Consider the following 25604-nt stretch of genomic DNA (forward strand, 5'->3'; position numbering starts at 1 on the left):
GCCCATGCTCGATATCAAGAACCTGCTGGTGCGCCGTGGAGAAGGCGCACAGGCTCATCACGTGCGACTGCCGCACCTGCAGATCGGCGCCGGAGAAATCCTCGCCGTCACGGGTGAGAGCGGCAGTGGCAAAAGCACGTTGCTCGAAGCCATCGGCCTGTTGCTCGCACCGGTGGAACTCGAGCGCTTTCGGCTGGGCCCGACGCACGCTCAGGATATCGCCCAACTGCTGGCCACGGACGATCAGCCTGCGCTTGCAGCGGTGCGTTCACGGCACTTGGGATTCATTTTGCAGAGCGGCGGCTTGCTGCCGTTCCTGAGCGTGAGAGACAACATCAGCCTGCCGCGCCGTTTGCTCGGGATGCAGGCGAAGAGCGATCACATCGACCACGCCGTTGACGTATTGCGCCTGCAAGGTTTGTTGGACAAACAACCCCAGGCCTTGTCGATTGGCGAGCGCCAGCGCGTCGCCTGCGTTCGGGCAATTGCCCATGAACCGCTGCTGCTGTTGGCCGACGAGCCGACCGCCGCACTCGACCCTCACAGTGCCCGGCGATTGTTTGAGTTACTCCTGAGCCTGGTGTCGAGCATGGGCCTGAGTGCACTCGTGGTATCTCATGATTGGGCCTTGCTGAAAAATTTCGGCTTGCCACGACTCGGTGCTATCAACCATCTGGGAGAGACTCTGTTTGAACCGATGGACTGATCGCTTGCGCCTGCTGGGCTCACTGGCACTGCAAGACCTCTGGCACGACCGCAAGGTCTCGCTGTGTATCGCCGCTTCCCTGGTGGCGGTGATCGCGCCGTTGTTGTTGCTGTTCGGGCTCAAACACGGGGTGGTCAGCCAGCTGCAGGACGAACTGCTGCGCGACCCGCGCAACCTTGAAGTGAAGATGCTCAGCAACGGCAACTACGACGCAGCCTGGATAGAGCGTTTGCGCCTGCGCCCCGAGACCGGCTTTGCCCTCGGCCAGACCCGCTCGCTCAACACCCAGGCAGACCTGCTGATCGGCATGCAACGCTTTGTCGAAGGCGCGGAAATCATCGCCACCGAGCCCGGCGACCCACAGCTGAATCTGGCGTCCCTCAACCCCGTCGGCAATCAGGTGATCCTCAGCGCCAGCGCAGCGCAACGCTTGCAGGCCAAGGCCGGCGACAGCGTGCAGCTACGGGCCTTGCGCCGCCTGGAAGGTGTCAATGAACGCGGCGAGATGACGCTAACGGTACTGGCCGTGCTCGACGGTGCCCGCTTCGGTCGCGCTGCCGGGTTCGTCGCCCCGCCGCTGTTACTGGATCTGGAGCGCTTTCGTGACGGTTATCAGGTCAGTGAGTTCGGCGTTACCACCGGCAAGCCTCAGGGGAATCTACAACCGCTGTATGCCCGCGCCCGCGTGTATGCGCGCAACATCGACCAGGTCGCGCCGCTGGAACACTGGCTCAACGAACAACACATCGAAACGTCGAGCCGACTGGCCGACATCGACAACGTCAAAGCCATCAACCATGTGCTGGGGTTGATCTTCGGTGTGATCGCCATGGCGGCACTGATCGGCTGCGTGGCGTCCATGGTTGGCGCGTTCCTGGCCAACATCGATCGTAAACGCAAAAGCCTGGCGGTCCTGCGCCTGCTGGGCTTCAAGCGCAGGTCCGTCGGCGGTTTCGTGGTCCTGCAAGCGCTGGTGCTGAGTTTGGCCGGCTACGTGGGCGGGCTGGGGTTTTATACCGTGGGCAGTCATTTGTTCGACTCCCTGCTCGGCAGCAGCCAGACCACCGGTACCTTCGTTTGCCACATCACGGTCTGGCACGGCGTTGCCGCCCTGCTCCTGACTTTTCTGGTCGCTGCCCTGGTGGCCATGATCGGCGCGCTGAGAGCCATCAACATCCAACCTGCGGAGAGTCTGCGTGAGCTATAAACGTTTTGGCTTGCTGTTACCTCTGAGCCTCGGCTACTTGCTCGACGCCTCGGCGGCGAGCTGGGAAGAGAAGCATTACAACCCGATGCCCGAGGCTGGTGACGTCGTGCTGCCGATGCCCTGCGAAGGTTCGATGGTGTTTCGCAAAGTGTTCATTCCGGTCGCAGGTCCCCTGGATGACTACCCGATCAACATCGGTCAGGACGGTGCGGAATATGGCTATGTCGAGCAAACCCGCCCGACCTTTATCGCTGGCAGTTTTACCGGGGCCAGGAACGACAAGTCCCGCTACTACCTGATGGCCAAGTACGAGATGAGTCAGCTGCAATACGCCGCGCTGACCGAAGCAACCTGCCCCACCGCCGCCACCAAAATGCGCTTGCCGCAAACGGCGGTGAGCTGGGTGCAAGCCATCGACGCCGCCGACAAGTACAACCTGTGGCTGCGCAAAAACGCCGCCGGCAAGCTGCCAAAGGAAGACGGCGCCCTGGGATTCCTGCGCCTGCCGACCGAGATCGAATGGGAGTTCGCCGCGCGCGGCGGGCTGGAAGTCGGTGCCGCTGAATTCCGCGACACGCACTACCCGATGCCAGAAGGCATCAATGCCTACGAGTGGTTCGCCGGGGCGCAATCGTCCAACGGCAAAGTGCAATTGACCGGTCTGCAAAAGCCCAACCCGCTGGGCCTGCATGACATGCTCGGTAACGTCGACGAAATGATGTTCGAGCCGTTTCGCCTGAACAAACTCGACCGCCAGCACGGTCAGGCCGGCGGCTATGTCGTCCGTGGCGGCAACTACCTGACCGCGCAGGCCGACCTGCGTACGGCATTGCGTAAGGAAGAGCCGTATTACAACGCCGAAGGCCAGGTGAAAAACAAGACCACCGGCCTGCGACTGGTGCTGGTCTCCCCGACCCTAACCTCTCGCGAACGGGTCGCCAGCATCGAAAGCAGCTGGAAGAAACTCGGCACCGGCAGCAAGGAAACCGAATCCGCCGACAAAGGCACCGTACAATCGCTGAACAGCCTCGCCTCGGGTGTCGAAGACAAAGCGCTCAAGGAAAAGCTCCAGGCCCTGGAGAACCAGCTGCGCGCCAGCAACCAGCAGCAGGAAGAAACCCGCGACCAGGCGATCCGCGCCAGCCTCAACCTGGGTGCGTTCCTGTGCACCAAGATGCTCGACGACGGCCAGTACGTCGACTTCCTGCAAAAGAACTACAAGCTCAACTGCGAAAGCGCAGACAAAGATGCCAGTTGCGACATGCGTAAAAGCAAGCTCAACGAGCAAAAGGATCGCCTGCACAAACTCAGCCGCTACTACGCCAGTAGCCTGGTGGAGTCGGCTACCTTGTATGGCCAGCCACTGCTTGAATCGCAAGTCCCGGTGATGGAAGAAATCATCACCCGCAACAAACAGCTGCAAGACCTCAAACCTTACTTGCGCACCCACTGGGCCAATCAGAAGGCGTTCCTGCAAAAGCAGAAAGTCGACACTGAAGCCTGGCTGAACAGCTGCAAAACCGTCACTCAATAACAACGCGTCAACACCGTTACGTAGGAGTTTCACCATGTCGCGCAGCCTTTGGACTCGCTTCAAGCTACAGATCGCTTTCGTAGTCGCCGGCAGCCTGCTAATGAGCGGTTGCGCCAACACCGGCAGCTCCATGCTGGGCGAAGGCGAAGGCGACGGTGCCGACCCGCGCCTGACCCAGGGCAATGACGCAGAGTTCTTCAGCAAATCCGGTTACCAGGCCTGCGCCGTCGGCGCCGGTGTCGGCATCCTCGCTTGCGCGCTGTCCAACAGCAGCAACAAAACCGTGTGCGTCATCGCTGCCGGTATTACCGCGTGTGGCGTAGCCATGGGCGCGAACTATTACCTGGATCAACGTCGCGCCCAATACGCCGACACCACCACCCGCTTGGCGAAGATGAACAGCGACGTCGAACAAGACACTCAGAATGTGATTGCCCGGACTGCGACCGCTCAGCAAGTGATCGATGATGACCATGCGCAAATTGCCCAGATCAAAAAGGACATCGCCAACAAGAAAGTCGACAAGAGCAGGGCTCAGGCGCAAATCGCCGGGATCGACTCGGACATCGCACGCCTGCGCAAAGACCTTGCCAACATGCGTACCAAGGTCACCGAGTACAGAAAGGTGGCAGACGCCGAGCGTTCACAAGGCACCAGCGCCGAGATCCGACAGGTGGACATGAACATTCAGAGAATGAACCAGAAAGTCGTCAGTCTGCAGAAGGAAGTCGACGCTCTGTACAGCCAACGCTCCGCAATCACCCTGGGTTAAGCACATGACGCTACGACAACTAATGGTCATCACTGCCGTCCTGGCTCTGAGCGGTTGCGCGACCCAGCCCGGCGAATGCGATGCAACCAATCGCGACAGCAGCCTGCTGACCAAGATGAACTGCGACTACTCCGGTGGTTACAGCGATCAGGTCAAGCAGAAAGAACTGGCCCTGAGCGAGTCCCGACAGCAAAACGCAATGTTCCGTCAGGTGTACGAGAACATTCAGGCCCAGCAACTCAGCACCAAGACCGATCTGGCCAGCCAGCAGAAATCCCAGGCGGCGCTGAATCAGTCGCTGGCGCAACTGCTGAGCTCGCTCAAGGCTCGGCGTGGCAATGAGGCCCAGGTGCAGAAGCAGATTGCCGACCTCGAGAAGCAGCTCAAGGCTTCGCAAGCGGCGCCAACGGCCAAATCAACACCCGCGACATTGGCGGCCAAGCAGCAAGAGCTGAAAACATTGCAGAAGAAGGTCAATCAGCTGCAATTCAGCCTCGGCTACGAAGAGTAACTTTTCACCCCGCAAGCGTCCCGATGGATGCCTGCACTTTTTCAGGAATCGTCGTCATGCAGCGGGTCATCAGGGATGCGCAAGCCACATCGGAGGGGATGAGTGCGCTGCAAGCCAAAGTCGCCCTCATCCAGAAACACTTTCCGCCGACCGTCGCCAGTCTGTTTGCTATCCCGCGGATGGGCAGCGGCGACGTGCTGGAATGGTGGACCGAACTGGGTGGCCAACCCACGCCTTATGCCGATCTCAACGAGGACGCGCAACGACGTTTGCTGGAAACCTATGAAGTGCGTCAGACGTCCCTCGGACAGCTGGCGGATGAACTGCAAAAACGCGGTCAACCGACGGAAGCGAATGACCTGCGCAGCCTGCTCGGTACGCCTGAGCTGGACAAACTCTACAGCCTCAATGGTGAGCCTTTGGTGGTGCGGTGGAACCAGCGTCCGCCCAAACCGATCGTGCCGCCAGTGGTGCCCGTCCTACCGCCGTCGCGTCGTGGCTGGTGGATTGCGGCGGCCTTGCTCGCGCTGCTGTTGCTGCTTCTGGCGCTCTGGCTCTGGTGGTTCCTGCACCGTGAGCCGGTTGTCGCAGTTCCGCCTGTAGCGCCGGTGGCTCCGGTAGTGACGCCGGTTGAGAAACCGGTTGAGAAACCAATTGAGAAACCAGTTGAGCCTGTCCCCGAACCTGTCGTGGAACCAGAACCCACGCCAGAACCGGTACCGGAACCCAAGCCGGTCCCGCCACCAAAACCGGCACCGGCACCGGAACCCAAGCCGACCCCGCCACCCAAACCGGTTCCACCACCAAAACCGGTAGTGGCTGCCCCGCCACCAGCCCCGACGCTGGACAACTTCGCATGCCGCAAAACAGCGCCGAAGGCAGAGGTCCCGCAGTTCGTGGTGGTGCTCGACACGTCGGGTTCGATGGATCTGAATATCAAGTCAGTGAAAGCCGACGAGGACTGGTTCTTCGGTAGTGACCTCAACAAGCTCCTGGACCCGGACCGCACCATGCGGCTCACCGCCAAACCCAGCCGCATGGACGTCGCCAAGGACTCGCTGGCCGGCATGATCAACGGGCTGGACCCGAAGATCGACACACGCCTGATCACCTTCGCCGGCTGCGAAAGAACACCGGATCGGGGTTTGTTCAAATTCGGCGACCGCCCGCGGCTGATCAACGGGATTCGAGGCCTGGTTCCCGACGACGGCACACCGCTGGCCGACAGCCTGGCCCACGCGGCGAGTACCGTCGACGGGCGCAATAACGATGCGGTTATCGTGATGTTCGTCGACGGAGAAGACGGTTGCGGGCAGGACGTTTGCGCGGTGTCCCGTCAAATCGCCAGAGAACAACCGCGCCTGCGGGTCAACGTGGTGAAAATCGGTGCTGGCGGCCCGTCACGCTGTATCGCTGAAAACACCGGAGGTCGGGTTTACAACAGCACCAATGCGGCTGAGTTGAGCAACCTGTTGAAACAGGCGAGCAAGGAAGTGTCCAGCAATGCCAAGTGCGATTAGCTTGGGGAGTGATCCGACTTGCCTGCGATGATTCAACTCAGGTGCTTGACCGCCGGTAACTCCATGGCCCGAACCTCACCCAAAAGAAAATCGCTGAGGCGGCGCAAACGCTCGCCTCCGGGGCGGGTTTTCGGCCAGACCAGGAAATAATTCTCACCGCTGGCGACGGCTGTCGGCCACGGCAAACTCAGACGTCCCTGCGCGACATCCTCCGCGACCATCAGCAAATCGCCCATGGACACGCCGTAGCCACGGGCGGCTGCAATCATGCCCAGTTCCAGCGTGTCGAACACCTGACCTCCCTTGAGCGAGACCTGATCGGTCAGGCCCATGCGCTCCAGCCAGTTGCGCCAGTCACGGCGGTCCGGTGTCGGGTGCAGCAGCTCGGTACTGGCCAGGCGCGCGACGTCCCATGGTTGATCCTTCAGAAGATTCGGCGCGCCCACCGGAATCAGCTCTTCGGGGAACAGGAAAGTCGCCTCCCAGTCCGGTGGAAAATGCCCATTGCTGAGGATGACGGCGCAGTCGAAGGGTTCGTGGTTGAAGTCCACTGAATCGACGTCCATCCAGGCACTGGTCAATTGCACTTCGTTGCCTGGCTGCAGGTGACGGAAGCGACTGAGGCGCGCCAGCAACCAACGCATGGTCAGGGTCGACGGGGCTTTCATGCGCAGGATGTCGTCTTCGGCGCGCAAGGTATTGCAGGCGCGTTCAAGCGCGGTGAAGCCTTCGCGAATGCCCGGCAACAGCAACCGGGCCGACTCGGTCAGTTGCAGGTTGCGGCCACTGCGATGAAACAAGCGGCAGGCAAAGTGCTCCTCGAGCGTACGAATATGCCGGCTGACCGCACTTTGGGTAATCGACAGCTCTTCGGCCGCGCGGGTAAACGAACTGTGCCGCGCCGCCGCTTCGAATGCGCGCAGGGCATACAAGGGAGGAAGACGACGGGACATTGGGAAAGCTCCTACTGCGGGGTTCGCCTACCCTAGCAGAAACTCTCCAGCATGAGTTTGAATCATGCCATCCATCCTTTTTATCCCTTTGTGAAAACCGTGCAGAGCGCCGAGAATCGGTGCTTTCCTGTTCCCTTTTGATAATCGAGCGTGATGACCATGCAGCATCCAGCACGTACTGAACTCTGGGCCATCCTGCGGCTGGCGGGGCCGTTGATTGCCTCGCAGTTGGCGCACATGCTGATGGTCCTCACCGACACTCTGATGATGGCGCGCCTGAGTCCCGAGGCCCTGGCCGGTGGCGGGCTCGGTGCGGCGACCTATTCGTTCGTGTCGATTTTCTGCATCGGCGTGATTGCGGCGGTCGGCACCCTGGTGGCGATCCGTCAGGGTGCCGGCGATATTGTCGGGGCCACTCGACTGACCCAGGCCGGGTTGTGGCTGGCGTGGCTGATGGCGCTGGTCGCCGGTTTGCTGTTGTGGAACCTCAAACCGGTGCTGCTGCTGTTCGGCCAGACTGAAAGCAACGTCAACGCAGCCGGGCAGTTTTTGATCTTCCTGCCGTTCGCCCTGCCCGGTTACCTGAGCTTCATGGCCCTGCGCGGCTTCACCAGCGCCATTGGCCGTGCAACGCCAGTGATGGTCATCAGTGTTGGCGGTACGGTCGCCAACTTCCTGCTCAACTATGCGCTGATTACCGGCATGTTCGGCCTGCCGAAACTGGGGCTGACGGGCATCGGGTTGGTCACGGCGATTGTCGCCAACCTGATGGCACTTGCGCTGGCGTGGCACATTCGTCGGCATCCGGCTTATGAGGCCTATCCGCTGCGCCAGGGCCTGTCGCGGCTGAACCGCCAGTACCTGAAGGAGCTGTGGCGTCTGGGCCTGCCGATTGGCGGCACCTACGCGGTGGAAGTCGGGCTGTTTGCCTTCGCCGCGCTGTGCATGGGCACCATGGGCAGCACACAGCTGGGGGCTCATCAGATTGCCCTGCAAATCGTTTCGGTGGCGTTCATGGTCCCGGCAGGGATTTCTTATGCAATCACCATGCGCATCGGCCAGCACTACGGTGCCGGGCAATTGCTGGATGCGCGGCTGGCCGGGAGGGTCGGTATTGCCTTCGGGGCGGCGGCGATGCTGTGTTTCGCCATGGTCTTCTGGCTATTGCCAAACCAGTTGGTCGGTTTGTTTCTCGACCACAACGACCCGGCGTTTCGCGATGTCATCAACCTTGCCGTGAGCCTGTTGGCGGTGGCGGCATGGTTCGAACTGTTCGACGGCACGCAAACCATTGCCATGGGCTGCATCCGCGGGCTCAAGGATGCCAAGACCACTTTCCTGGTCGGTCTGGGTTGCTACTGGCTGATTGGCGCACCGGCGGCGTGGTGGATGGCGTTCCACCTGGACTGGGGGCCAACGGGCGTCTGGTGGGGCCTGGCGCTGGGGCTGGCGTGTGCGGCGGTGAGCCTGACGCTGGGATTTGAGTGGAAGATGAAGCGAATGATCAAGCGCGAGCCGGCGTCAGAGCAGCGCTTTGAGGTCCCTCAGCCTGACTGAGCCCCCTGTAGGAGCGAGCTCGCTCGCGATGGTCGTCAACGATAACGCTGGTTGGCAGGTACCCCACGGCGTTCTCAGGTTTATCGCGAGCGAGCTCGCTCCTACAGGGTTGCGTGGCAACCTCAGCCCACGATTTCCAGCGCTGGCTGCTGAGTGGAGCCAAACGTCAGATACTCCACCAGCTCTGCCAGCGGCAATGGCTTGCTGATCAGATACCCTTGCACCTGATCGCATTCAAAACCGCGCAACAGCTCCAGTTGCTCCAGCGACTCCACACCTTCGGCGACCACCTCAAGGTTAAGGTTGTGCGCCAGGTTGATCATCGCGTGCACCAGTTTGCGGTTTTCCTCACGCTGCTCCATGCCGCCGACAAAGCTCTTGTCGATCTTCAACAAGGTGATCGGCAGGCTGTTGAGGTGCACGAACGACGAGAACCCGGTGCCGAAGTCGTCGAGGGAGAAGCGCACACCGAGGCGCCCGAGGGCGTCCATGGTCTGCTTGACCAGATCACTGCGACGCATCACGGCGGTTTCGGTCAATTCGAACTCCAGCCACTGCGCCTCGACACCGCGCTCGGCAATCAGGCGGCTGAGAGTCGAAAGTAACTGGCTGTCCTGGAACTGCCGGAATGACAGGTTGATCGCCATGTGCAACGGTGGCAATCCCAGCTCGAGCAGCGCCTGCATGTCGCGCAAGGCCCGGGAAATTACCCAGTACCCCAACGGCACGATCAGACCGCTTTGCTCAGCCAGTGGCACGAACTCGCTCGGAGGCAACAAACCGCGCTCGGCATGGCGCCAGCGCACCAGGGCTTCGAGGCCGACAATCTGCCCGTCTTCGAGGTTCAGCCGTGGCTGGTAATGCAGCTCCAGCTCATCGCGGCGCAGTGCCCGACGCAGCTCGGTTTCGAGGTCGGCGATACTGCGGGCATTGCGATTGATGCGCTCGTTGAAAATGTGAAAAGTGCAGCCCTGGGTGCTTTTGGCCTGCTGCATGGCGATGTGCGCATGCCACATCAGCGGATCCGCACCGGCCTGGGCCCGGGCGTAGGCAATGCCCAGGCTGGAACCGATCAACAGGCTTTCGCCATCGACCCAATAAGGCTCGGCCAGTACTTCGCTGATGCGCTCGGCCATCCACTCGGCACGCTGAGGAGCACGACGGGTGTCGATCAGCAGAGCGAATTCATCACTGCCCAGGCGCGCCAGTTGATCGCCGGCCTCAAGCTGACTCTTGAGCCGCGCCACCACTTGCAGGATCAGGCGATCACCGGCCTGATGGCCGAGGGCGTCGTTGGCATAACGAAAGTTGTCGAGGTCGAGATGACCGAGGGCCAGACCGCGACCGTCGTTTTCCGCCAGGCGCGCCGTCAGCAGAGTCTGGAAGCCCTGGCGGTTAGCGATGCCGGTCAGCGGATCTTGCTCGGCCAGACGTTGAAGGGTGTTTTCCAGAACGCCACGTTCGCGCACATGGCGTAGGCAACGGCGCAACATGCCGGGATCGAGGTGATCGCGCACCAACCAGTCACTCACACCATCGGGCGGGATCAGCGGCTCATGGTCGAGCAACAACACCGTCGGCAGGCTGCAACGGCCCGGCGCCGGTTGAAGTTGCGGGATAGTCAATAACACCGCGCTGCGGTTGTCATCGAACAGGCTGCTGACAGACTCCCAACTCGGCGCGCCGATGAGCACGGCCGAGCTCCCCATAGGAGCCAGACACTCGCGCAACAACGCTGCCCACGCTGGCTCTTCGGCCAGTAGCAGCAAACGCAAGGGTTCGACAGGCGTAGACAAGCTAGCTCCCTAGACTCTGCAAAATGTAGGCGACGGGCATTATGCCGTTCCGATGCCCAATGACAATGACATCGGTGAGCAAAACGAGACCTTTGTATCCGGAACTACGAACATTAGCCGCAAATTCGTTGCGCATCCTGCGTGAAAGTAACAAAACCGGCAATTACAGATAGCGTGGTACGTCACAAGTCGGACAGAGCAGCACAATTCGCTGAGCCTGTTAAAATGCCGGCCCATTTCGTGACTGACTCCTGAATTTACCTATGTCCCGACTCAATCCCCGGCAGCAAGAAGCCGTGAGCTACGTCGGCGGCCCTCTTTTGGTGCTCGCCGGTGCTGGCTCCGGCAAGACCAGCGTGATCACGCGCAAAATCGCGCACCTGATCCAGAACTGCGGCATCCGCGCCCAGTACATCGTCGCCATGACCTTTACCAACAAGGCCGCCCGCGAGATGAAGGAACGGGTCGGCACCCTGCTGCGCGCCGGCGAAGGTCGTGGCCTGACGGTCTGCACCTTCCACAACCTGGGCCTGAACATCATCCGCAAGGAACACGTGCGGCTGGGCTACAAACCGGGCTTCTCGATCTTCGACGAGACCGACGTCAAGGCCCTGATGACCGACATCATGCAGAAGGAATACTCGGGCGACGACGGCGTCGACGAGATCAAAAACATGATCGGCGCCTGGAAAAACGACCTGATCCTGCCGGCCCAGGCCCTGGAAAACGCGCGCAACCCCAAGGAACAGACCGCTGCCATCGTCTACACCCACTACCAGCGCACGCTCAAGGCGTTCAACGCGGTCGACTTCGACGACCTGATCCTGCTCCCGGTAAAGCTGTTCGAAGAACACGCCGACATCCTGGAAAAGTGGCAGAACAAGGTGCGCTACCTGCTGGTGGACGAATACCAGGACACCAACGCCAGCCAATATTTGCTGGTGAAAATGCTCATCGGCAAACGCAACCAGTTCACCGTGGTGGGCGACGACGACCAGTCAATCTACGCCTGGCGGGGTGCACGCCCAGAAAACCTGATGCTGCTCAAGGACGACTACCCGTCCTTGAAAGTGGTGATGCTGGAGCAGAACTATCGCTCCACCAGCCGCATCCTGCGCTGCGCCAACGTGCTGATTTCGAACAACCCCCACGAATTCGAAAAGCAGCTGTGGAGTGAAATGGGCCACGGCGACGAGATCCGCGTGATCCGGTGCCGCAACGAGGACGCCGAGGCCGAACGCGTGGCCATGGAAATCCTCAGCCTGCACTTGCGCACCGACCGCCCATACAGCGATTTCGCGATCCTGTATCGCGGCAACTACCAGGCCAAGCTGATCGAGCTGAAATTGCAGCACCACCAGGTGCCGTATCGCCTGTCCGGCGGCAACAGCTTTTTCGGTCGCCAGGAAGTAAAGGATCTGATGGCCTACTTCCGCCTGATCGTGAACCCGGACGACGACAATGCCTTCCTGCGGGTGATCAACGTGCCGCGCCGCGAGATCGGCTCGACCACGCTGGAGAAGCTGGGCAACTACGCCACCGAGCGCAAGATCTCGATGTACGCCGCCACCGACGAAATCGGCCTGGGCGAGCATCTCGACAGCCGCTTCACCGATCGCCTGTCGCGCTTCAAGCGCTTCATGGACAGGGTGCGCGAGCAGTGCGCCGGCGAAGACCCGATCTCGGCCCTGCGCAGCATGGTCATGGATATCGACTACGAGAACTGGCTGCGCACTAACAGCTCCAGCGACAAGGCCGCCGATTACCGCATGGGTAACGTCTGGTTCCTGATCGAGGCGCTGAAGAACACCCTGGAAAAAGACGAAGAAGGCGAGATGACCGTCGAAGACGCCATCGGCAAACTCGTCCTGCGCGACATGCTCGAGCGCCAGCAGGAAGAGGAAGACGGCGCCGAAGGCGTGCAGATGATGACTTTGCATGCGTCCAAGGGCCTGGAATTCCCCTACGTGTTCATCATGGGCATGGAGGAGGAAATCCTCCCGCACCGCTCCAGCATCGAAGCCGACACCATCGAAGAAGAACGTCGCCTGGCCTATGTGGGCATTACCCGTGCACGCCAGACCCTGGCCTTCACCTTCGCCGCCAAGCGCAAGCAGTACGGCGAGATCATCGATTGCGCGCCGAGCCGCTTCCTCGATGAGTTGCCGCCGGACGACCTGGCCTGGGAAGGCAACGACGACACACCGACCGAAGTCAAAGCCGTGCGAGGCAACAACGCATTGGCGGATATACGCGCGATGTTAAAGCGCTAGAATTGACCACTTTTTTAAAACCTTAAGGCGCACAAGGCGCCAACAGAGGACAGCTTCATGGAAGCCCTGCACAAGAAAATTCGCGAAGAAGGCATCGTGCTTTCCGACCAGGTCCTGAAAGTCGACGCCTTTCTGAACCACCAGATCGACCCGGCCCTGATGAAGCTGATCGGCGACGAATTCGCCACGCTGTTCAAGGATTCGGGCATCACCAAGATCGTCACCATCGAAGCCTCAGGCATCGCTCCGGCGATCATGACCGGCCTGAACCTCGGCGTGCCGGTGATCTTCGCCCGCAAGCACCAGTCCCTGACCCTGACCGAAAATCTGCTGTCGGCGACCGTGTACTCGTTCACCAAGCAGACCGAAAGCACCGTGGCGATCTCTCCGCGCCACCTGACCAGCAGCGACCGCGTGCTGATCATCGATGACTTCCTGGCCAACGGTAAGGCGTCCCAGGCATTGATTTCGATCATCAAACAGGCCGGCGCCACCGTGGCGGGCCTGGGCATCGTTATCGAGAAGTCGTTCCAGGGTGGTCGTGCAGAGCTGGACTCGCAGGGTTATCGCGTAGAGTCCCTGGCCCGCGTGAAGTCGCTGGCCGGTGGCGTTGTGACGTTCATCGACTGATCCGCCACACCGCAAAACCAGTGTGGGAGCAAGCCCGCTCCCACATTTGTTTTGTGTCGGCTGCTATTGCGCAGTGGCCTTCAGGCCCGTGAGCAGCAAGCGCTGATACAAGTCTTCCTTCAGCCCTTCCGGATTGGCCAACTGCATGCGCTCCAGATGTTCTGGAAACAACGCAGGCTTCGGCGCATCCAGCGCTGCCTTGCCCAATTCCAGCACCTCACTCAGCTTGAACTTGCTCTTGAGCCACTTCAGCGCCCGCAACACATCCCGCTCGACCTCGGTGAAATCACAACCCAGTGGGTACTCTGGAAATAGCTGCGGGTGCCGCGCCTGAATCTCCTGCAAACGCTGTGGACTGTTATCGGTAAAGCGCGGATTGAGACGGAAGTCCTTGGGCAGTTTGCCGACTTTCTGTGCCTGCGCGATCAGCCCCGACTGGAAACGTGAGTCGCTGATATTTAACAGTGCTTCAATCACCGCCGCATCGGTCTTGCCCCGCAGGTCGGCGATGCCGTACTCGGTAACCACGATATCCCGCAGATGCCGCGGAATCGTGCAGTGACCATACTCCCAGACGATGTTCGAGCTGACGTCGCCTCCAGACTCACGCCAGCTGCGCAGCAGCAACACCGAACGCGCGCCTTGCAACGCATGCCCTTGCACCACGAAGTTGTATTGCCCACCTACGCCGCTGAGCACACGTCCGTCTTCGAGCTGATCCGCCACCGCGGCACCGAGCAGGGTCACGGTGAACGCGGTGTTGATGAACCTCGCATCCAGGCGCTGCAAGCGCTTGAGTTCTTCCTGGCCGTAGAGCTCGTTGATGTAGCTGATGCGGGTCATGTTGAATTCAAGCCGTTTGCTCTGAGGCAACTCACGCAAGCGTTCATAGTAGCTGCGCGGCCCAAGGAAGAATCCGCCATGCACCGAGATGCCATCGGTTTGCGCAGCCTCGTCGAGGGTGCCGGCATTCGCCCGCTGTTGAGTCGCCACGTCTGGATAAACCTTGCGCCGCACGATCCCGGCATCGGCCAGCACCAACAAACCGTTGACGAACATTTCGCTGCAGCCATACAGGCCTTTGGCGAAGGGCTCGATGCCGCCTTCGCGCTCGATCAGTTGCGCCCAGTGGCTGAGGTTTACGTCTGCCAGCAAAGCCCTGTATCCGTCGTTGTCGGCTTGCCGCGCCAGCAGCGCCGCCGTCAGCGCATCACCCATGGAACCGATACCGATCTGCAAGGTGCCGCCGTCACGCACCAAAGTGCTGGCGTGCAGGCCGATGAAATGGTCCTGAAAGCCCACCGGCATATTTGGCGTGGAAAACAGTGTGGTGTTGTCCTTCTCATTGATCAGCAGGTCAAAGGTGTCGATGCCCAGTTCCGCATCGCCGGGCATGTAAGGCAGATCGTTGTGCACCTGGCCGACCATCAGGATGGTTTCTCCGGCGGCGCGGCGCTTGGTTATCATCGGCAACAGGTCGAGGGTGATGTCCGGGTTGCAGCTGAGGCTCAAGCGATCGGGATGCATGGCATGGCTGGCCACCAGCTGCGCCACCAGATTCAACCCGGCGGCGTTGATGTCCCGGGCCGCATGGCTGTAGTTGCTGCTGACATAATCCTGTTGCGCCGTAGCACTGTTGAGCAGGCTGCCAGGCTGCATGAAGAACTGCTGGATGTGGATGTTGCCCGGTAAACCCTCGCGACGCAGGTCGGCGAGAAACTCCAGCTCCGGATAATCACCGAACACACGTTCGACAAAGGGTTCGAGAAATCGCTTTTGCAAACCATCGCCCAAAGGTGGGCGCCCCAGACACAACGCGGTGTAGATCGTCAGTCGTCGCTCGGGCGACTGCGAGATTCGTCGATACAGCGCGTTGACGAAGTGATTGGGTTTACCCAACCCCAGAGGCAGGCCCATGTGGATATGCGCCGGCAACCGTGCCAGGACGTCATCGACTGCCTGTTCGATAGAGCACAACTGAACCATCGGATCCTCCCTCACTTTCCATGACTTGGGCTTGGACCGAGCTTGCCGGGTCTTTGCTGCAATGAACAGCCATCCGGCACAAATCACAGGTACAAAAAAGCCGCTCGAGAGCGGCTTTTTTGCGAAAGAGGCGGGCTGAATTACAGACCGGACATCTCTTTGATGGCGCCCTTGAGCTCGTCGTCGGAGCAGTCGGCGCAGGTGCCTTTAGGCGGCATCGCGTTGATGCCGGTAATGGCTTTGGCAAGGATGCCGTCGAGGCCGCCCTGGTGATCGGCGCGTTCTTTCCAGGCCGCTTTGTCACCGATTTTCGGCGCGCCCAGCAGGCCGGTACCGTGGCAAGCGTTGCAATGCTTGGCAATAACATCTTTAGGCGCCTTGGCACCGCCACCACCGCCGGCCGAAGCGGCGACTTCCATGCCCTTGCACTCTTTGCCCTGAACGCAGACTTGGCCAACTGGCTCAAGACGTTTGGCAATTTCGTCGTTGGTCGCAGCCTGAGCGCTGACACTGACAGCCCATAGGGCCAATACGGTTGCTGGTGCAGCCAGCATTTTCATAATTAGGTTCACGCGTTCACCCTCAATGGTGGCTAGTCACGCCTACGGCCACGGTTCGCAGGCGGGCGCAAGTATAGCGGTAAGCCCGTCGCACTGAAACAACCCCAAAGTCGGAGGGGTCTTAGGCCGCGACGGAAAAACAGCCTGGGCGCCTCTGCGATGCTGGCAGGACGCCTCTTTTCTTAGAAATTCGCCGGTGTGGCTGCGCTGATTAGTCGCGCCGGCACATCGAACGGATTACGGAAACGGTGTGGCTTGGTACTTTCAAAGTAGTAGCTATCGCCGGCTTCGAGGACAAAAGTTTCGAGACCGACCACCAGCTCCAGTTTTCCTTCGACCAGGATGCCGGTTTCCTCACCCTCATGGGTGAGCATCTCGTCACCGGTGTCGGCGCCTGGCGGGTAAATTTCATTGAGGAATGCGATAGCGCGGCTCGGATGCGCCCGGCCGACCAGTTTCATGGTCACTGCGCCATCGGAAATGTCGATCAGCTCATTGGCCTTGTAGACGATCTGAGTCGGTTTTTCCTGCAGGATTTCTTCGGAAAAGAACTCGACCATGGACATGGGAATCCCGCCCAGCACTTTACGCAGCGAACTGATCGAAGGGCTCACGCTGTTCTTTTCGATCATCGAAATCGTGCTATTGGTGACCCCTGCCCGTTTGGCGAGTTCACGCTGGGAAAGGCCTTTGAGCCTACGGATGGATTGCAGTCGTTCACCGACGTCCAAAGCTAGCGCCTCCAGGATTCAGAAATGTTGGAATAGTGAGCGTTATCATGGCGACAGCGTTCAGTATTTACAACACCTTGACCTGAATCCTGCTCAGCGAGGCGACTTCCGGTCTGGAGCCCTGCTCACTAAGCCCCGGAATAGAGCAGTGGCACTCGGCGCAAGTTGCAGAAGATCTGGTAAGGAATCGTGCCGGCAGCCATGGCCACATCACTGGCGAGAATGTTTTTGCCCCACAACTCGACGGTCGAACCGAGACCGGCCTGCGGTACATCGGTCAGGTCGATACAGAGCATGTCCATCGATACCCGGCCGATCAACTGACTGCGCTGCCCGGCAACCAGCACGGGTGTGCCGGTTGGTGCCAGGCGTGGGTAGCCGTCGGCGTAACCCATGGCCACCACGCCAATACGCATCGGTTTGGGGGTGATGAATTTGGCGCCGTAACCGACGGGCTCGCCAGCCGGCAACTCGCGCACACTGATTACCTTCGATTCCAGGGTCATGACCGGTTGCAGCCGCGATGCTACTTCGTTGGCTTCTTCGAAGGGCGTGGCGCCATACAGCATGATGCCTGGGCGCACCCAGTCACTCGGTATCTGTGGCCAACCGAGCACCGCCGGCGAGTTACGCAGGCTGACCTCGGCGGACAAGCCCTTGCGTGCCGCTTCGAATACCGCCACCTGTTCGGCGCTGGCCTGTTCGTGCAGTTCGTCGGCACGCGCAAAGTGGCTCATCAGCACCACTTTCGCGACCTTGCCGCTGGCCAGCAGCCGTTGATAGGCCGCTTGATAATCCGCCGGGTGCAGACCCACTCGATGCATGCCCGAGTCGAGCTTCAGCCACACGGTGATCGGCTTGCTCAACGCGGCTTTTTCGATGGCTTCAAGCTGCCACAGTGAATGCACCACGCACCAGAAATCATGCTCGACGATCAGCGCCAGCTCATCGGCTTCGAAAAAGCCTTCCAACAGCAGGATCGGCGCACGAATACCCGCCGCCCGCAGCTCCAACGCCTCTTCGATACAAGCCACGGCAAACCCGTCCGCCTCGGCTTCCAACGCCTGGGCGCAACGTACCGCGCCATGGCCATAGGCATCGGCCTTGATCACCGCGAGGGCTTTGGCCCCCGTGAGTTCACGGGCGATCCGGTAGTTGTGACGCAGGGCTTGAAGGTCGATCAGGGCACGGGCAGGACGCATGGCGGCAGACTTCTGGTCGGGTTAACGGGAAGAAAAACCGGTGCTGGCTGACAGCGTTAACCGCCAACAGCACCGGGAGAGGGATCTTTTCTGACAGGCTTATGGCAGAGCGGCAACAACCGACAGCTCGACCAGGATTTCCGGTTCGCACAATTTCGCTTCAACGGTGGCCCGGGCGGGAGCGACGCCTTTTGGCAGCCACTTGTCCCACACTGCGTTCATGCCTTCGAAATGCGCGTCGATGTCCTTCAGGTAAATCGTCACCGACAGCAGATTGTGCTTGTCGGTGCCGGCCAGATCGAGCAACCGCTCGATGTTGGCGAGAGTTTCACGAGTCTGCTGTTCAATCCCGGCGTTCATGTCGTCGCCCACCTGTCCGGCCAGGTAAACCGTGCCGTTATGGGTGACGATCTGACTCATGCGCTCATTGGTGAGCTGGCGCTGGACTGACATGCTTTGCAGACTCCTGGGTTTTGTTGCCGTAACGGGAAATATCGAGGCCTTCGGCGCTGATCTGCGGCTTTCTCTTGGCCATCAGGTCAGCCAGCAAGCGACCGGAGCCACAGGCCATGGTCCAGCCCAGCGTGCCGTGACCGGTGTTCAGGAACAGGTTCTTGAACGGTGTGGCGCCTACGATTGGCGTGCCATCTGGAGTGGTCGGGCGCAGGCCGGTCCAGAAGCTCGCTTCGGCCAGATTGCCGCCCTGAGGATAAAGGTCGTTGACGATCATCTCCAGGGTTTCGCGCCGGCGCGGATTCAGCGACAGGTCAAAACCGGCGATCTCCGCCATGCCGCCAACGCGGATGCGGTTGTCGAAACGGGTGATCGCGACCTTGTAGGTCTCGTCGAGAATGGTCGAAGTCGGGGCCATTGCCGGGTTGGTGATCGGCACGGTCAGGGAGTAGCCCTTGAGCGGGTACACCGGCGCCTTGATCCCCAGTGGTTTGAGCAGTTGCGGCGAGTAGCTGCCAAGCGCCAGGACGTAGCGGTCGGCGGTTTCCAGCTTGCCGTCGATCCATACGCCGTTGATGCGGTCACCGGCGAAGTCGAGGCGCTGAATGTCCTGGCCGAAACGGAATTGCACACCGAGGTTCGCGGCCATCTCGGCGAGCTTGGTGGTGAACATCTGGCAGTCGCCGGTTTGGTCGTTCGGCAGGCGCAGGGCACCGGCGAGGATATCGGTGACGCTGGCCAAGGCCGGCTCAACGCGGGCAATGCCTTCGCGGTCGAGCAATTCGAACGGCACGCCGGACTCTTTCAGCACGGCGATATCTTTCGCGGCGCCGTCCAGTTGAGCCTGGGTGCGGAACAGTTGGGTCGTACCAAGGCTACGGCCTTCGTAGGCAATGCCGGTTTCGGCACGCAGTTCATCGAGGCAGTCACGGCTGTACTCGGACAGACGGACCATGCGCTCCTTGTTCACCGCGTAACGGCTGGCGGTGCAGTTGCGCAGCATCTGTGCCATCCACAGGTACTGGTCGATGTCGGCCGTGGCCTTGATCGCCAGCGGCGCGTGACGCTGCAACAGCCACTTGATGGCCTTGAGCGGCACGCCCGGCGCGGCCCACGGCGAGGCATAACCCGGCGAGACCTGCCCGGCATTGGCGAAACTGGTCTCCATGGCAGCGGCCGGCTGCCGGTCCACAACCACCACTTCAAACCCGGCACGGGCCAGATAATAAGCACTGGTGGTACCGATGACGCCGCTACCCAAGACCATGACGCGCATTTTCATATCCCTCATCGCGGCTAACCGCTGACGTTTGTTATTCAGAGCTTCAGATGTGCGCAGTGTAAAAAAGATTTGCCAGTGCATTTCACTATATAAGCGCCTATATTTGGCGACAATTCTCGGCAAAAACCCTTTTCACGGAGGCGCATCCCCTATGCGTACCAACACTCAGACCAAACGTGAGCTGGACAAGATCGACCGCAACATCCTGCGGATCCTGCAAGCGGACGGGCGGATTTCCTTTACCGAGCTTGGGGAAAAGGTCGGGCTCTCGACCACGCCCTGTACCGAGCGGGTCCGGCGCCTGGAGCGCGAAGGGATCATCATGGGCTACAACGCCAGGCTCAATCCGCAGCATCTGAAGGGTAGTCTGCTGGTGTTCGTCGAGATCAGTCTGGACTACAAATCCGGTGATACTTTCGAAGAGTTCCGACGTGCGGTGCTGAAATTGCCCCATGTGCTGGAGTGTCACCTGGTGTCAGGGGATTTCGACTATCTGGTGAAGGCGCGGATTTCCGAGATGGCCTCGTACCGCAAATTGCTGGGCGACATCCTGCTCAAGCTGCCCCACGTGCGCGAGTCCAAGAGTTACATCGTGATGGAAGAAGTGAAAGAGAGCCTGACGTTGCCGATTCCGGATTGAGTATTGCGGTGTCCGAACCGGCCCAGTTAGACCAGCACTTGCCGGTTCGATGCCATGTACTCGAACACCTGCGTTTCCACCCGCGGATGAATCAATTCCACTGGCCCGCGTCCATTGGGGCAAGGCAAGGTCTTGGTGGTACCGAACAACCGGCAGATCAGCGGCCGCTCGTCATACACCGTGCAACCATTGGGCCCCAGGTGCACACAGTTGAGTTCTTCCATGGCGGCATCCTGCTCGGCGCGGGTCTTGCGCGGCAGGCGTGACATTTCTTCCGGCGAGGTGGTCACCGGGCCGCAGCAGTCATGGCAGCCAGGAACGCACTCGAACGAGGGAATCTGCTGTCGCAATGTGCGGATTGTCTGACTGTTGCAGCTCATTGAAGCGGTGACCAATAGCGGAATAGAGCGCGATTCTGACGCAAAAGCCCCGATCCAGACAGCACCAGCCGACCAATGTTGCCCGTCCGGGAAGGTCCGGCTTATGCTCCGTCAAGTTTTCTAAACATCAACACCAGGATCACGCACATGAACCCTCGTGCTCAGCAGCCTGCTCCGGACCACATCGCCTCCTACTACGCCGCCAGCAGCCTGCCGCAGCCCGAACTTCCGGCGCTCAAAGGCGAAGTGCTGGCCGATGTCTGTGTGGTGGGCGGTGGGTTTTCGGGGTTGAACACGGCGCTTGAGCTGGCCGAACGCGGCCTCAGCGTAGTGTTGCTTGAAGCCCATAGAATCGGCTGGGGCGCCAGTGGACGCAATGGCGGGCAGCTGATCCGCGGCGTCGGCCACGGACTTGATCAGTTCAGCAACGTCATCGGTGCCGAAGGCGTACGGCAAATGAAACTCATGGGCCTGGAAGCCGTGGAAATCGTCCGGCAACGGGTCGAGCGCTTCCAGATCCCCTGCGACCTGACCCGGGGATACTGCGACCTCGCCAACAAGCCCCGTGACCTTGAAGGGTTCGCCGAGGATGCCGAAGAGCTGCGCAGCCTCGGTTATCGCTACGAGACCCGTTTGCTGCAAGCCAACGAAATGCACACCGTGGTCGGCTCTACGCGTTACGTCGGCGGCCTGATCGACATGGGCTCGGGGCACCTGCATCCACTAAACCTGGCCTTGGGCGAAGCATCCGCGGCACAACGACTGGGGGTCCGGCTGTTCGAGCACTCGGCCGTGACTCGCATTGACTATGGCCCAGAGGTCAAGGTCCATACCGCCGAAGGCTCGGTGCGCGCCAAGACCTTGGTACTGGGATGCAATGCCTACCTCAATGACCTCAACCCGGAACTCAGCGGCAAAGTCCTGCCCGCCGGCAGCTACATCATCGCCACCGAACCACTGAGCGAAGAACAGGCCCACGCCCTGCTGCCGCAGAACATGGCAGTCTGTGACCAGCGCGTGGCGCTGGACTACTACCGGCTCTCGGCGGACCGGCGCCTGCTGTTTGGCGGCGCCTGCCATTACTCTGGCCGCGACCCCAAAGACATCGCTGCGTACATGCGTCCGAAAATGCTGGAGGTCTTCCCGCAACTGGGTGCAGTGAAGATCGATTACCAATGGGGCGGCATGATCGGTATCGGCGCCAACCGCCTGCCGCAGATCGGGCGACTCAAGGACCAGCCGAATGTGTATTACGCCCAGGCCTATTCCGGTCATGGCGTGAACGCCACACACCTGGCCGGCAAGCTGTTGGCCGAAGCTATCAGCGGTCAGCACAGCGGCGGCTTCGATCTGTTTGCCAAGGTGCCGCACATCACATTCCCGGGTGGCAAGCATTTGCGCTCGCCGTTGCTGGCATTGGGGATGTTGTGGCATCGGTTTAAGGAGTTGGTCTGAAGGTTTAGCCGGGCCTGTACCGATGCCATCGCGAGCAAGCTCGCTCCACAGTGTTTGGCGGCGCTCACAAGATTTGTGTTCACCACCTTTCCTTGTGGGAGCGAGCTTGCTCGCGATGAGGCCCTGAAGAACACTGCAAAACTCAGATCCGCCAGAAAGGCTTCAGCCCCTCCTCTTGCGCCTGCTCCCGCGTCAGCCCGACGTCCTTGAGCTGGTCGGCCGTCAGCGCCAGCAACGCCTTGCGCGTGTGCAAGCGATGCCAGAACTGGTCCCAGCGACTCAGGCCGGACGGCGCACTACGCATTCCCGCCTCTCGCGTGCCGTTGTTCTGCCCTGTCGCCAGTTCCTGACTGTGTAACGTCAGCCGCACATCGCTCAAGCCGTTCATCTTGGATGCTCCTGTTTACTTGGGTAGCCAGAGGTTCCATGATGCGTGTGCGCGCAAAAGCATTACAGATTCAAAGCAACTGTATTAAATCCATACAGATTTGCCGATTCCGCCACTGAATCCCGATTTTTTGCCCGATCTGTACTGGTTAACCGAATCACCCTTATCGAGGCTGCACCATGACCCTTTACGTCAACCTCGCCGAATTGCTCGGCACACGTATCGAGCAGGGCTTCTATCGCCCCGGTGACCGGCTGCCTTCGGTTCGGGCGCTGAGCGTCGAGCACGGCGTCAGCCTGAGCACAGTGCAGCAGGCCTATCGGGTGCTGGAGGACAGCGGGCTGGCCATGCCTCGGCCCAAGTCCGGGTACTTCGTCCCGGCCAGCCGCGAACTGCCGGATTTGCCGGCAGTAGGCCGCCCGGCCCAACGGCCGGTAGACATTTCCCAATGGGATCAAGTGCTGGAGTTGATTCGCGCCGTTCCGCGCAAAGACGTGGTGCAACTGGGTCGCGGCATGCCGGACATCACCAGTGCGACCATGAAACCGCTGCTGCGTGACTTGGCGCGAATCAGCCGCCGGCAGGACATGCCCGGCCTGTATTACGACAACATCCACGGCAACCTTGAACTGCGCGAACAGATCGCTCGCCTGATGCTCGATTCCGGCTGCCAGTTGAGTGCCAGCGAATTGGTGGTGACCACTGGATGCCATGAAGCGCTGTCCACCAGTATTCGCGCGATCTGTGAGCCCGGCGACATTGTCGCGGTGGACTCGCCGAGCTTTCACGGTGCGATGCAGACCCTCAAGGGCCTGGGCATGAAGGCTCTGGAAATCCCCACCGATCCACTGACCGGCATCAGCCTCGAAGCGCTGGAACTGGCACTGGAACAGTGGCCGATCAAGGTCATACAGTTGACCCCCAACTGCAACAATCCGTTGGGCTACATCATGCCAGAGTCGCGCAAACGCGCGTTGTTAACGCTTGCGCAGCGCTATGACGTAGCGATCATCGAGGACGATGTGTATGGCGAACTGGCCTACACCTACCCGCGTCCGCGCACGATCAAGTCCTTCGACGAGGACGGTCGAGTCCTGTTGTGCAGTTCGTTTTCCAAGACCCTGGCACCCGGCCTGCGCATCGGCTGGGTCGCGCCCGGTCGCTATCTGGAACGGGTACTGCACATGAAATACATCAGCACCGGATCCACCGCGCCACAACCACAGATCGCCATCGCCGAATTCCTGAAAGGTGGCCACTTCGAACCGCATTTGCGGCGGATGCGTACGCAATATCAGCGCAATCGCGACATTATGATTGATTGGGTGACCCGCTACTTCCCGACCGGCACCCGCGCCAGTCGCCCACAGGGCAGCTTCATGCTGTGGGTCGAACTACCGGAAGGTTTCGACACCCTGAAACTGAATCGTGCATTGCACGACCAGGGCGTACAGATTGCCGTAGGCAGTATTTTTTCCGCCTCGGGCAAGTACCGCAATTGCCTGCGTATGAACTACGCTGCCAAGCCAACACCGCAGATCGAAGACGCCGTACGCAAGGTCGGTACGACAGCGATCAAACTGCTGGCGGAAAACGATTAGCTCAGCGACTGACCTTTCTTCGGACATCAGCGTACATATGCCTATCTTCGCCGCCAAACGGAGTTGGTGGCGGCGCTTCAATACCTGGTTGAGCAATACTGTTGGCTGGAGAAGATGTTGCAAGACTCGACCGCCACAGTTCTGCGATGCTCATCAGGCTGGCTGAGCGGTGCCAAACGCCCCCTGCCGCGACACCACAATCAACACGCCCAAAGCCCCCAATGCCATCAGCAACGGCAGCGCATGACCGTTGATCCACTGGCTGCCGGCACCCGCCAGCAGCGGCCCGACCAAACAACCAATCCCCCACAGCTGTGCAATATGCGCGTTGGCCCGCACGAGTGCATCGTCGCGATAACGCTCGCCGATCAGGATCAGTGACAAGGTGAACAAGCCACCGGCACTGGCGCCAAACAAGACCCACAGCGGCCAGATCAGCAGCGTGTCGATCAGCATCGGAATCGCCAGGCTCGACACCAGCAAGACGACTGCGCAGCCGGTAAACAACGCCCGCCGCGACAAACGATCGGCCAACGCACCAATCGGCAATTGCAGCAACGCATCACCGACGACCACCGTACTGACCATCGCCAGAGCGATCTCCGTGGTGAAGCCCTGGCGCAGGCAGTAGACCGGCAACAGCGTCAAAATCATCGCCTCGAACGCGGCGAACAGCGACACCGCCCAGGCAATCGCCGGCAGGCCACGACAAAATTCAAGCAAATCACGCAGGGTCACGCTGCTGGCTTCACTGCTCGGCGCGCCACTGCGGCCCAGCAACAGGAACGGAGCCCCCATCAGCAAACCGACGCCCACCCAAAAGCCATAGTCATGCTCGGTACCGAGGAAGCCCAACAACACCGGCCCCGCCAGCTGACTCAATGCGTAGCTGCTGCCATACAGCGCCACCAGCCGCCCGCGCCATTGCTCGACCACCAGTTGATTGATCCAGCTTTCACCGATGATGAATACAAGGGTCAGGATCACCCCGATCATCAGCCGCAGCACCAACCAGATCGGATAGCTCGGCAACAGCGCCAGCAAACCGATCGAAACCGCCCCCGCCCACAGGCACAGGCGCATCAGATTGGCCGTGCCGAGTCGCGCCGCCAGATGGCTGGAGATTTTCGCCCCCAGCAGGACGCCGATGGCTGGCATCGCGGCCATCACGCCAATGGCAAACGAGCCGTAGCCCCAGCTTTCCAGGCGAAACGACACCAGCGGCATGCTGACACCCAAGGCCAGGCCGACACTCAGGACAGATGCCAAAACGGCAAAATAAGTCGCCCAACGCATACTCCACGCTCCTGTGGATATTTTTATGTACAACACAAAACATTGTGGGAGCGAGCTTGCTCGCGATGACGGAGCAACATTCAACATTGAAGTCGACTGTTACACCGCTACCGCGAGCAAGCTCACTCCCACAAGGGATCTGTGTCGTTCGGGAGGTCTTTACAACAGACC

The 25604-nt window shown here is 60.4% G+C and carries 23 protein-coding genes; 12 read left to right on the top strand and 11 right to left on the bottom strand.

Annotated elements, in window-relative coordinates:
* The first annotated feature begins 4 nt into the window (after window positions 1–4).
* The 6 genes from AC3WTM_RS02390 to AC3WTM_RS02415 are packed head-to-tail and all read left to right on the top strand — an operon-like array spanning window position 5 to window position 6250.
* Window positions 5–706, top strand: a complete 702-nt coding sequence (locus AC3WTM_RS02390; protein ID WP_102669375.1) for an ABC transporter ATP-binding protein — start codon at window positions 5–7, stop codon at window positions 704–706.
* Window positions 690–1913, top strand: coding sequence for an ABC transporter permease (locus AC3WTM_RS02395; RefSeq protein ID WP_102669376.1), 1224 nt, complete (start codon window positions 690–692; stop codon window positions 1911–1913). The genes AC3WTM_RS02390 and AC3WTM_RS02395 overlap by 17 nt, the downstream gene beginning before the upstream one ends.
* On the top strand, window positions 1903–3447 hold the full coding sequence (locus tag AC3WTM_RS02400) for an SUMF1/EgtB/PvdO family nonheme iron enzyme (RefSeq protein WP_102669377.1): 1545 nt from the start codon (window positions 1903–1905) through the stop codon (window positions 3445–3447). Before AC3WTM_RS02395 ends, AC3WTM_RS02400 begins: the two co-directional genes overlap by 11 nt.
* Window positions 3448–3481: 34 nt before the next feature.
* Complete coding sequence (locus tag AC3WTM_RS02405; RefSeq protein WP_102669378.1) at window positions 3482–4219, top strand: hypothetical protein; 738 nt, start codon at window positions 3482–3484, stop codon at window positions 4217–4219.
* Between the two features lie 4 nt (window positions 4220–4223).
* Window positions 4224–4730 (top strand): hypothetical protein, encoded by a 507-nt coding sequence (locus AC3WTM_RS02410; RefSeq protein ID WP_102669379.1) that lies wholly within the window; start codon window positions 4224–4226, stop codon window positions 4728–4730.
* Between the two features lie 56 nt (window positions 4731–4786).
* Window positions 4787–6250, top strand: coding sequence for a VWA domain-containing protein (locus AC3WTM_RS02415; protein ID WP_102669380.1), 1464 nt, complete (start codon window positions 4787–4789; stop codon window positions 6248–6250).
* A 32-nt stretch (window positions 6251–6282) separates the two neighbouring features.
* On the opposite strand, the gene AC3WTM_RS02420 is transcribed toward AC3WTM_RS02415, so the two are convergent.
* Window positions 6283–7203, bottom strand: coding sequence for a LysR substrate-binding domain-containing protein (locus AC3WTM_RS02420; RefSeq protein WP_102669381.1), 921 nt, complete (start codon window positions 7201–7203; stop codon window positions 6283–6285).
* Window positions 7204–7362: 159 nt separating this feature from the next.
* On the opposite strand from AC3WTM_RS02420, the gene AC3WTM_RS02425 reads away from it, so the two are divergent.
* Window positions 7363–8760, top strand: coding sequence for a NorM family multidrug efflux MATE transporter (locus tag AC3WTM_RS02425; protein ID WP_102669382.1), 1398 nt, complete (start codon window positions 7363–7365; stop codon window positions 8758–8760).
* A 122-nt stretch (window positions 8761–8882) separates the two neighbouring features.
* Here the strand turns inward: AC3WTM_RS02425 and AC3WTM_RS02430 are convergent, their stop codons facing one another.
* A complete protein-coding gene (locus AC3WTM_RS02430) occupies window positions 8883–10556 on the bottom strand; it encodes a putative bifunctional diguanylate cyclase/phosphodiesterase (protein ID WP_102669384.1) in 1674 nt (557 codons plus the stop codon).
* 263 nt (window positions 10557–10819) lie between these two features.
* Between AC3WTM_RS02430 and rep the strand changes: the two genes are divergently transcribed.
* Window positions 10820–12829 carry a DNA helicase Rep gene (gene rep / locus AC3WTM_RS02435; protein WP_007989511.1) on the top strand — a complete coding sequence of 670 codons (2010 nt, stop codon included), beginning with the start codon at window positions 10820–10822 and terminating at the stop codon, window positions 12827–12829.
* A 57-nt stretch (window positions 12830–12886) separates the two neighbouring features.
* The gene (locus tag AC3WTM_RS02440) at window positions 12887–13459 is read left to right on the top strand and encodes a xanthine phosphoribosyltransferase (protein WP_102669385.1); all 573 of its coding nucleotides are present in this window, start codon (window positions 12887–12889) and stop codon (window positions 13457–13459) included.
* Window positions 13460–13522: 63 nt separating this feature from the next.
* Here AC3WTM_RS02440 and AC3WTM_RS02445 read toward each other — a convergent pair whose 3' ends face one another.
* From AC3WTM_RS02445 to dadA, 6 genes are all read right to left on the bottom strand, one after another.
* A complete protein-coding gene (locus AC3WTM_RS02445; RefSeq protein WP_102669386.1) occupies window positions 13523–15445 on the bottom strand; it encodes an acetyl-CoA hydrolase/transferase C-terminal domain-containing protein in 1923 nt (640 codons plus the stop codon).
* 140 nt (window positions 15446–15585) lie between these two features.
* Entirely contained in the window at window positions 15586–16005 is a 420-nt protein-coding gene (locus AC3WTM_RS02450) for a c-type cytochrome (protein WP_102669387.1), read from the bottom strand.
* Between the two features lie 182 nt (window positions 16006–16187).
* Window positions 16188–16736, bottom strand: a complete 549-nt coding sequence (locus AC3WTM_RS02455; RefSeq protein ID WP_008023455.1) for a cupin domain-containing protein — start codon at window positions 16734–16736, stop codon at window positions 16188–16190.
* 128 nt (window positions 16737–16864) lie between these two features.
* Window positions 16865–17938, bottom strand: coding sequence for an alanine racemase (gene alr / locus AC3WTM_RS02460; protein ID WP_102669388.1), 1074 nt, complete (start codon window positions 17936–17938; stop codon window positions 16865–16867).
* Between the two features lie 99 nt (window positions 17939–18037).
* Window positions 18038–18391: a RidA family protein gene (locus AC3WTM_RS02465; RefSeq protein WP_057712756.1), complete on the bottom strand. Its 354-nt coding sequence runs from the start codon at window positions 18389–18391 to the stop codon at window positions 18038–18040.
* On the bottom strand, window positions 18363–19667 hold the full coding sequence (gene dadA, locus AC3WTM_RS02470) for a D-amino acid dehydrogenase (protein WP_057716537.1): 1305 nt from the start codon (window positions 19665–19667) through the stop codon (window positions 18363–18365). The genes AC3WTM_RS02465 and dadA overlap by 29 nt, the downstream gene beginning before the upstream one ends.
* Before the next feature lie 157 nt (window positions 19668–19824).
* On the opposite strand from dadA, the gene AC3WTM_RS02475 reads away from it, so the two are divergent.
* Window positions 19825–20313: an Lrp/AsnC ligand binding domain-containing protein gene (locus tag AC3WTM_RS02475; protein WP_007975155.1), complete on the top strand. Its 489-nt coding sequence runs from the start codon at window positions 19825–19827 to the stop codon at window positions 20311–20313.
* Window positions 20314–20339: 26 nt separating this feature from the next.
* Here the strand turns inward: AC3WTM_RS02475 and AC3WTM_RS02480 are convergent, their stop codons facing one another.
* Complete coding sequence (locus AC3WTM_RS02480; RefSeq protein ID WP_102669389.1) at window positions 20340–20693, bottom strand: YkgJ family cysteine cluster protein; 354 nt, start codon at window positions 20691–20693, stop codon at window positions 20340–20342.
* Window positions 20694–20840: 147 nt separating this feature from the next.
* On the opposite strand from AC3WTM_RS02480, the gene AC3WTM_RS02485 reads away from it, so the two are divergent.
* Window positions 20841–22148: an NAD(P)/FAD-dependent oxidoreductase gene (locus AC3WTM_RS02485; protein WP_102669390.1), complete on the top strand. Its 1308-nt coding sequence runs from the start codon at window positions 20841–20843 to the stop codon at window positions 22146–22148.
* A 142-nt stretch (window positions 22149–22290) separates the two neighbouring features.
* Here AC3WTM_RS02485 and AC3WTM_RS02490 read toward each other — a convergent pair whose 3' ends face one another.
* Window positions 22291–22536, bottom strand: coding sequence for a DUF1127 domain-containing protein (locus AC3WTM_RS02490; RefSeq protein WP_102669391.1), 246 nt, complete (start codon window positions 22534–22536; stop codon window positions 22291–22293).
* Between the two features lie 179 nt (window positions 22537–22715).
* Between AC3WTM_RS02490 and AC3WTM_RS02495 the strand changes: the two genes are divergently transcribed.
* The gene (locus AC3WTM_RS02495) at window positions 22716–24137 is read left to right on the top strand and encodes an aminotransferase-like domain-containing protein (RefSeq protein ID WP_102669392.1); all 1422 of its coding nucleotides are present in this window, start codon (window positions 22716–22718) and stop codon (window positions 24135–24137) included.
* A 153-nt stretch (window positions 24138–24290) separates the two neighbouring features.
* On the opposite strand, the gene AC3WTM_RS02500 is transcribed toward AC3WTM_RS02495, so the two are convergent.
* Window positions 24291–25433, bottom strand: a complete 1143-nt coding sequence (locus tag AC3WTM_RS02500) for an MFS transporter (RefSeq protein ID WP_102669393.1) — start codon at window positions 25431–25433, stop codon at window positions 24291–24293.
* Window positions 25434–25604: the final 171 nt, after the last annotated feature.

The sequence above is a fragment of the Pseudomonas sp. EU05-FHT14B02 genome (assembly GCF_058791055.1).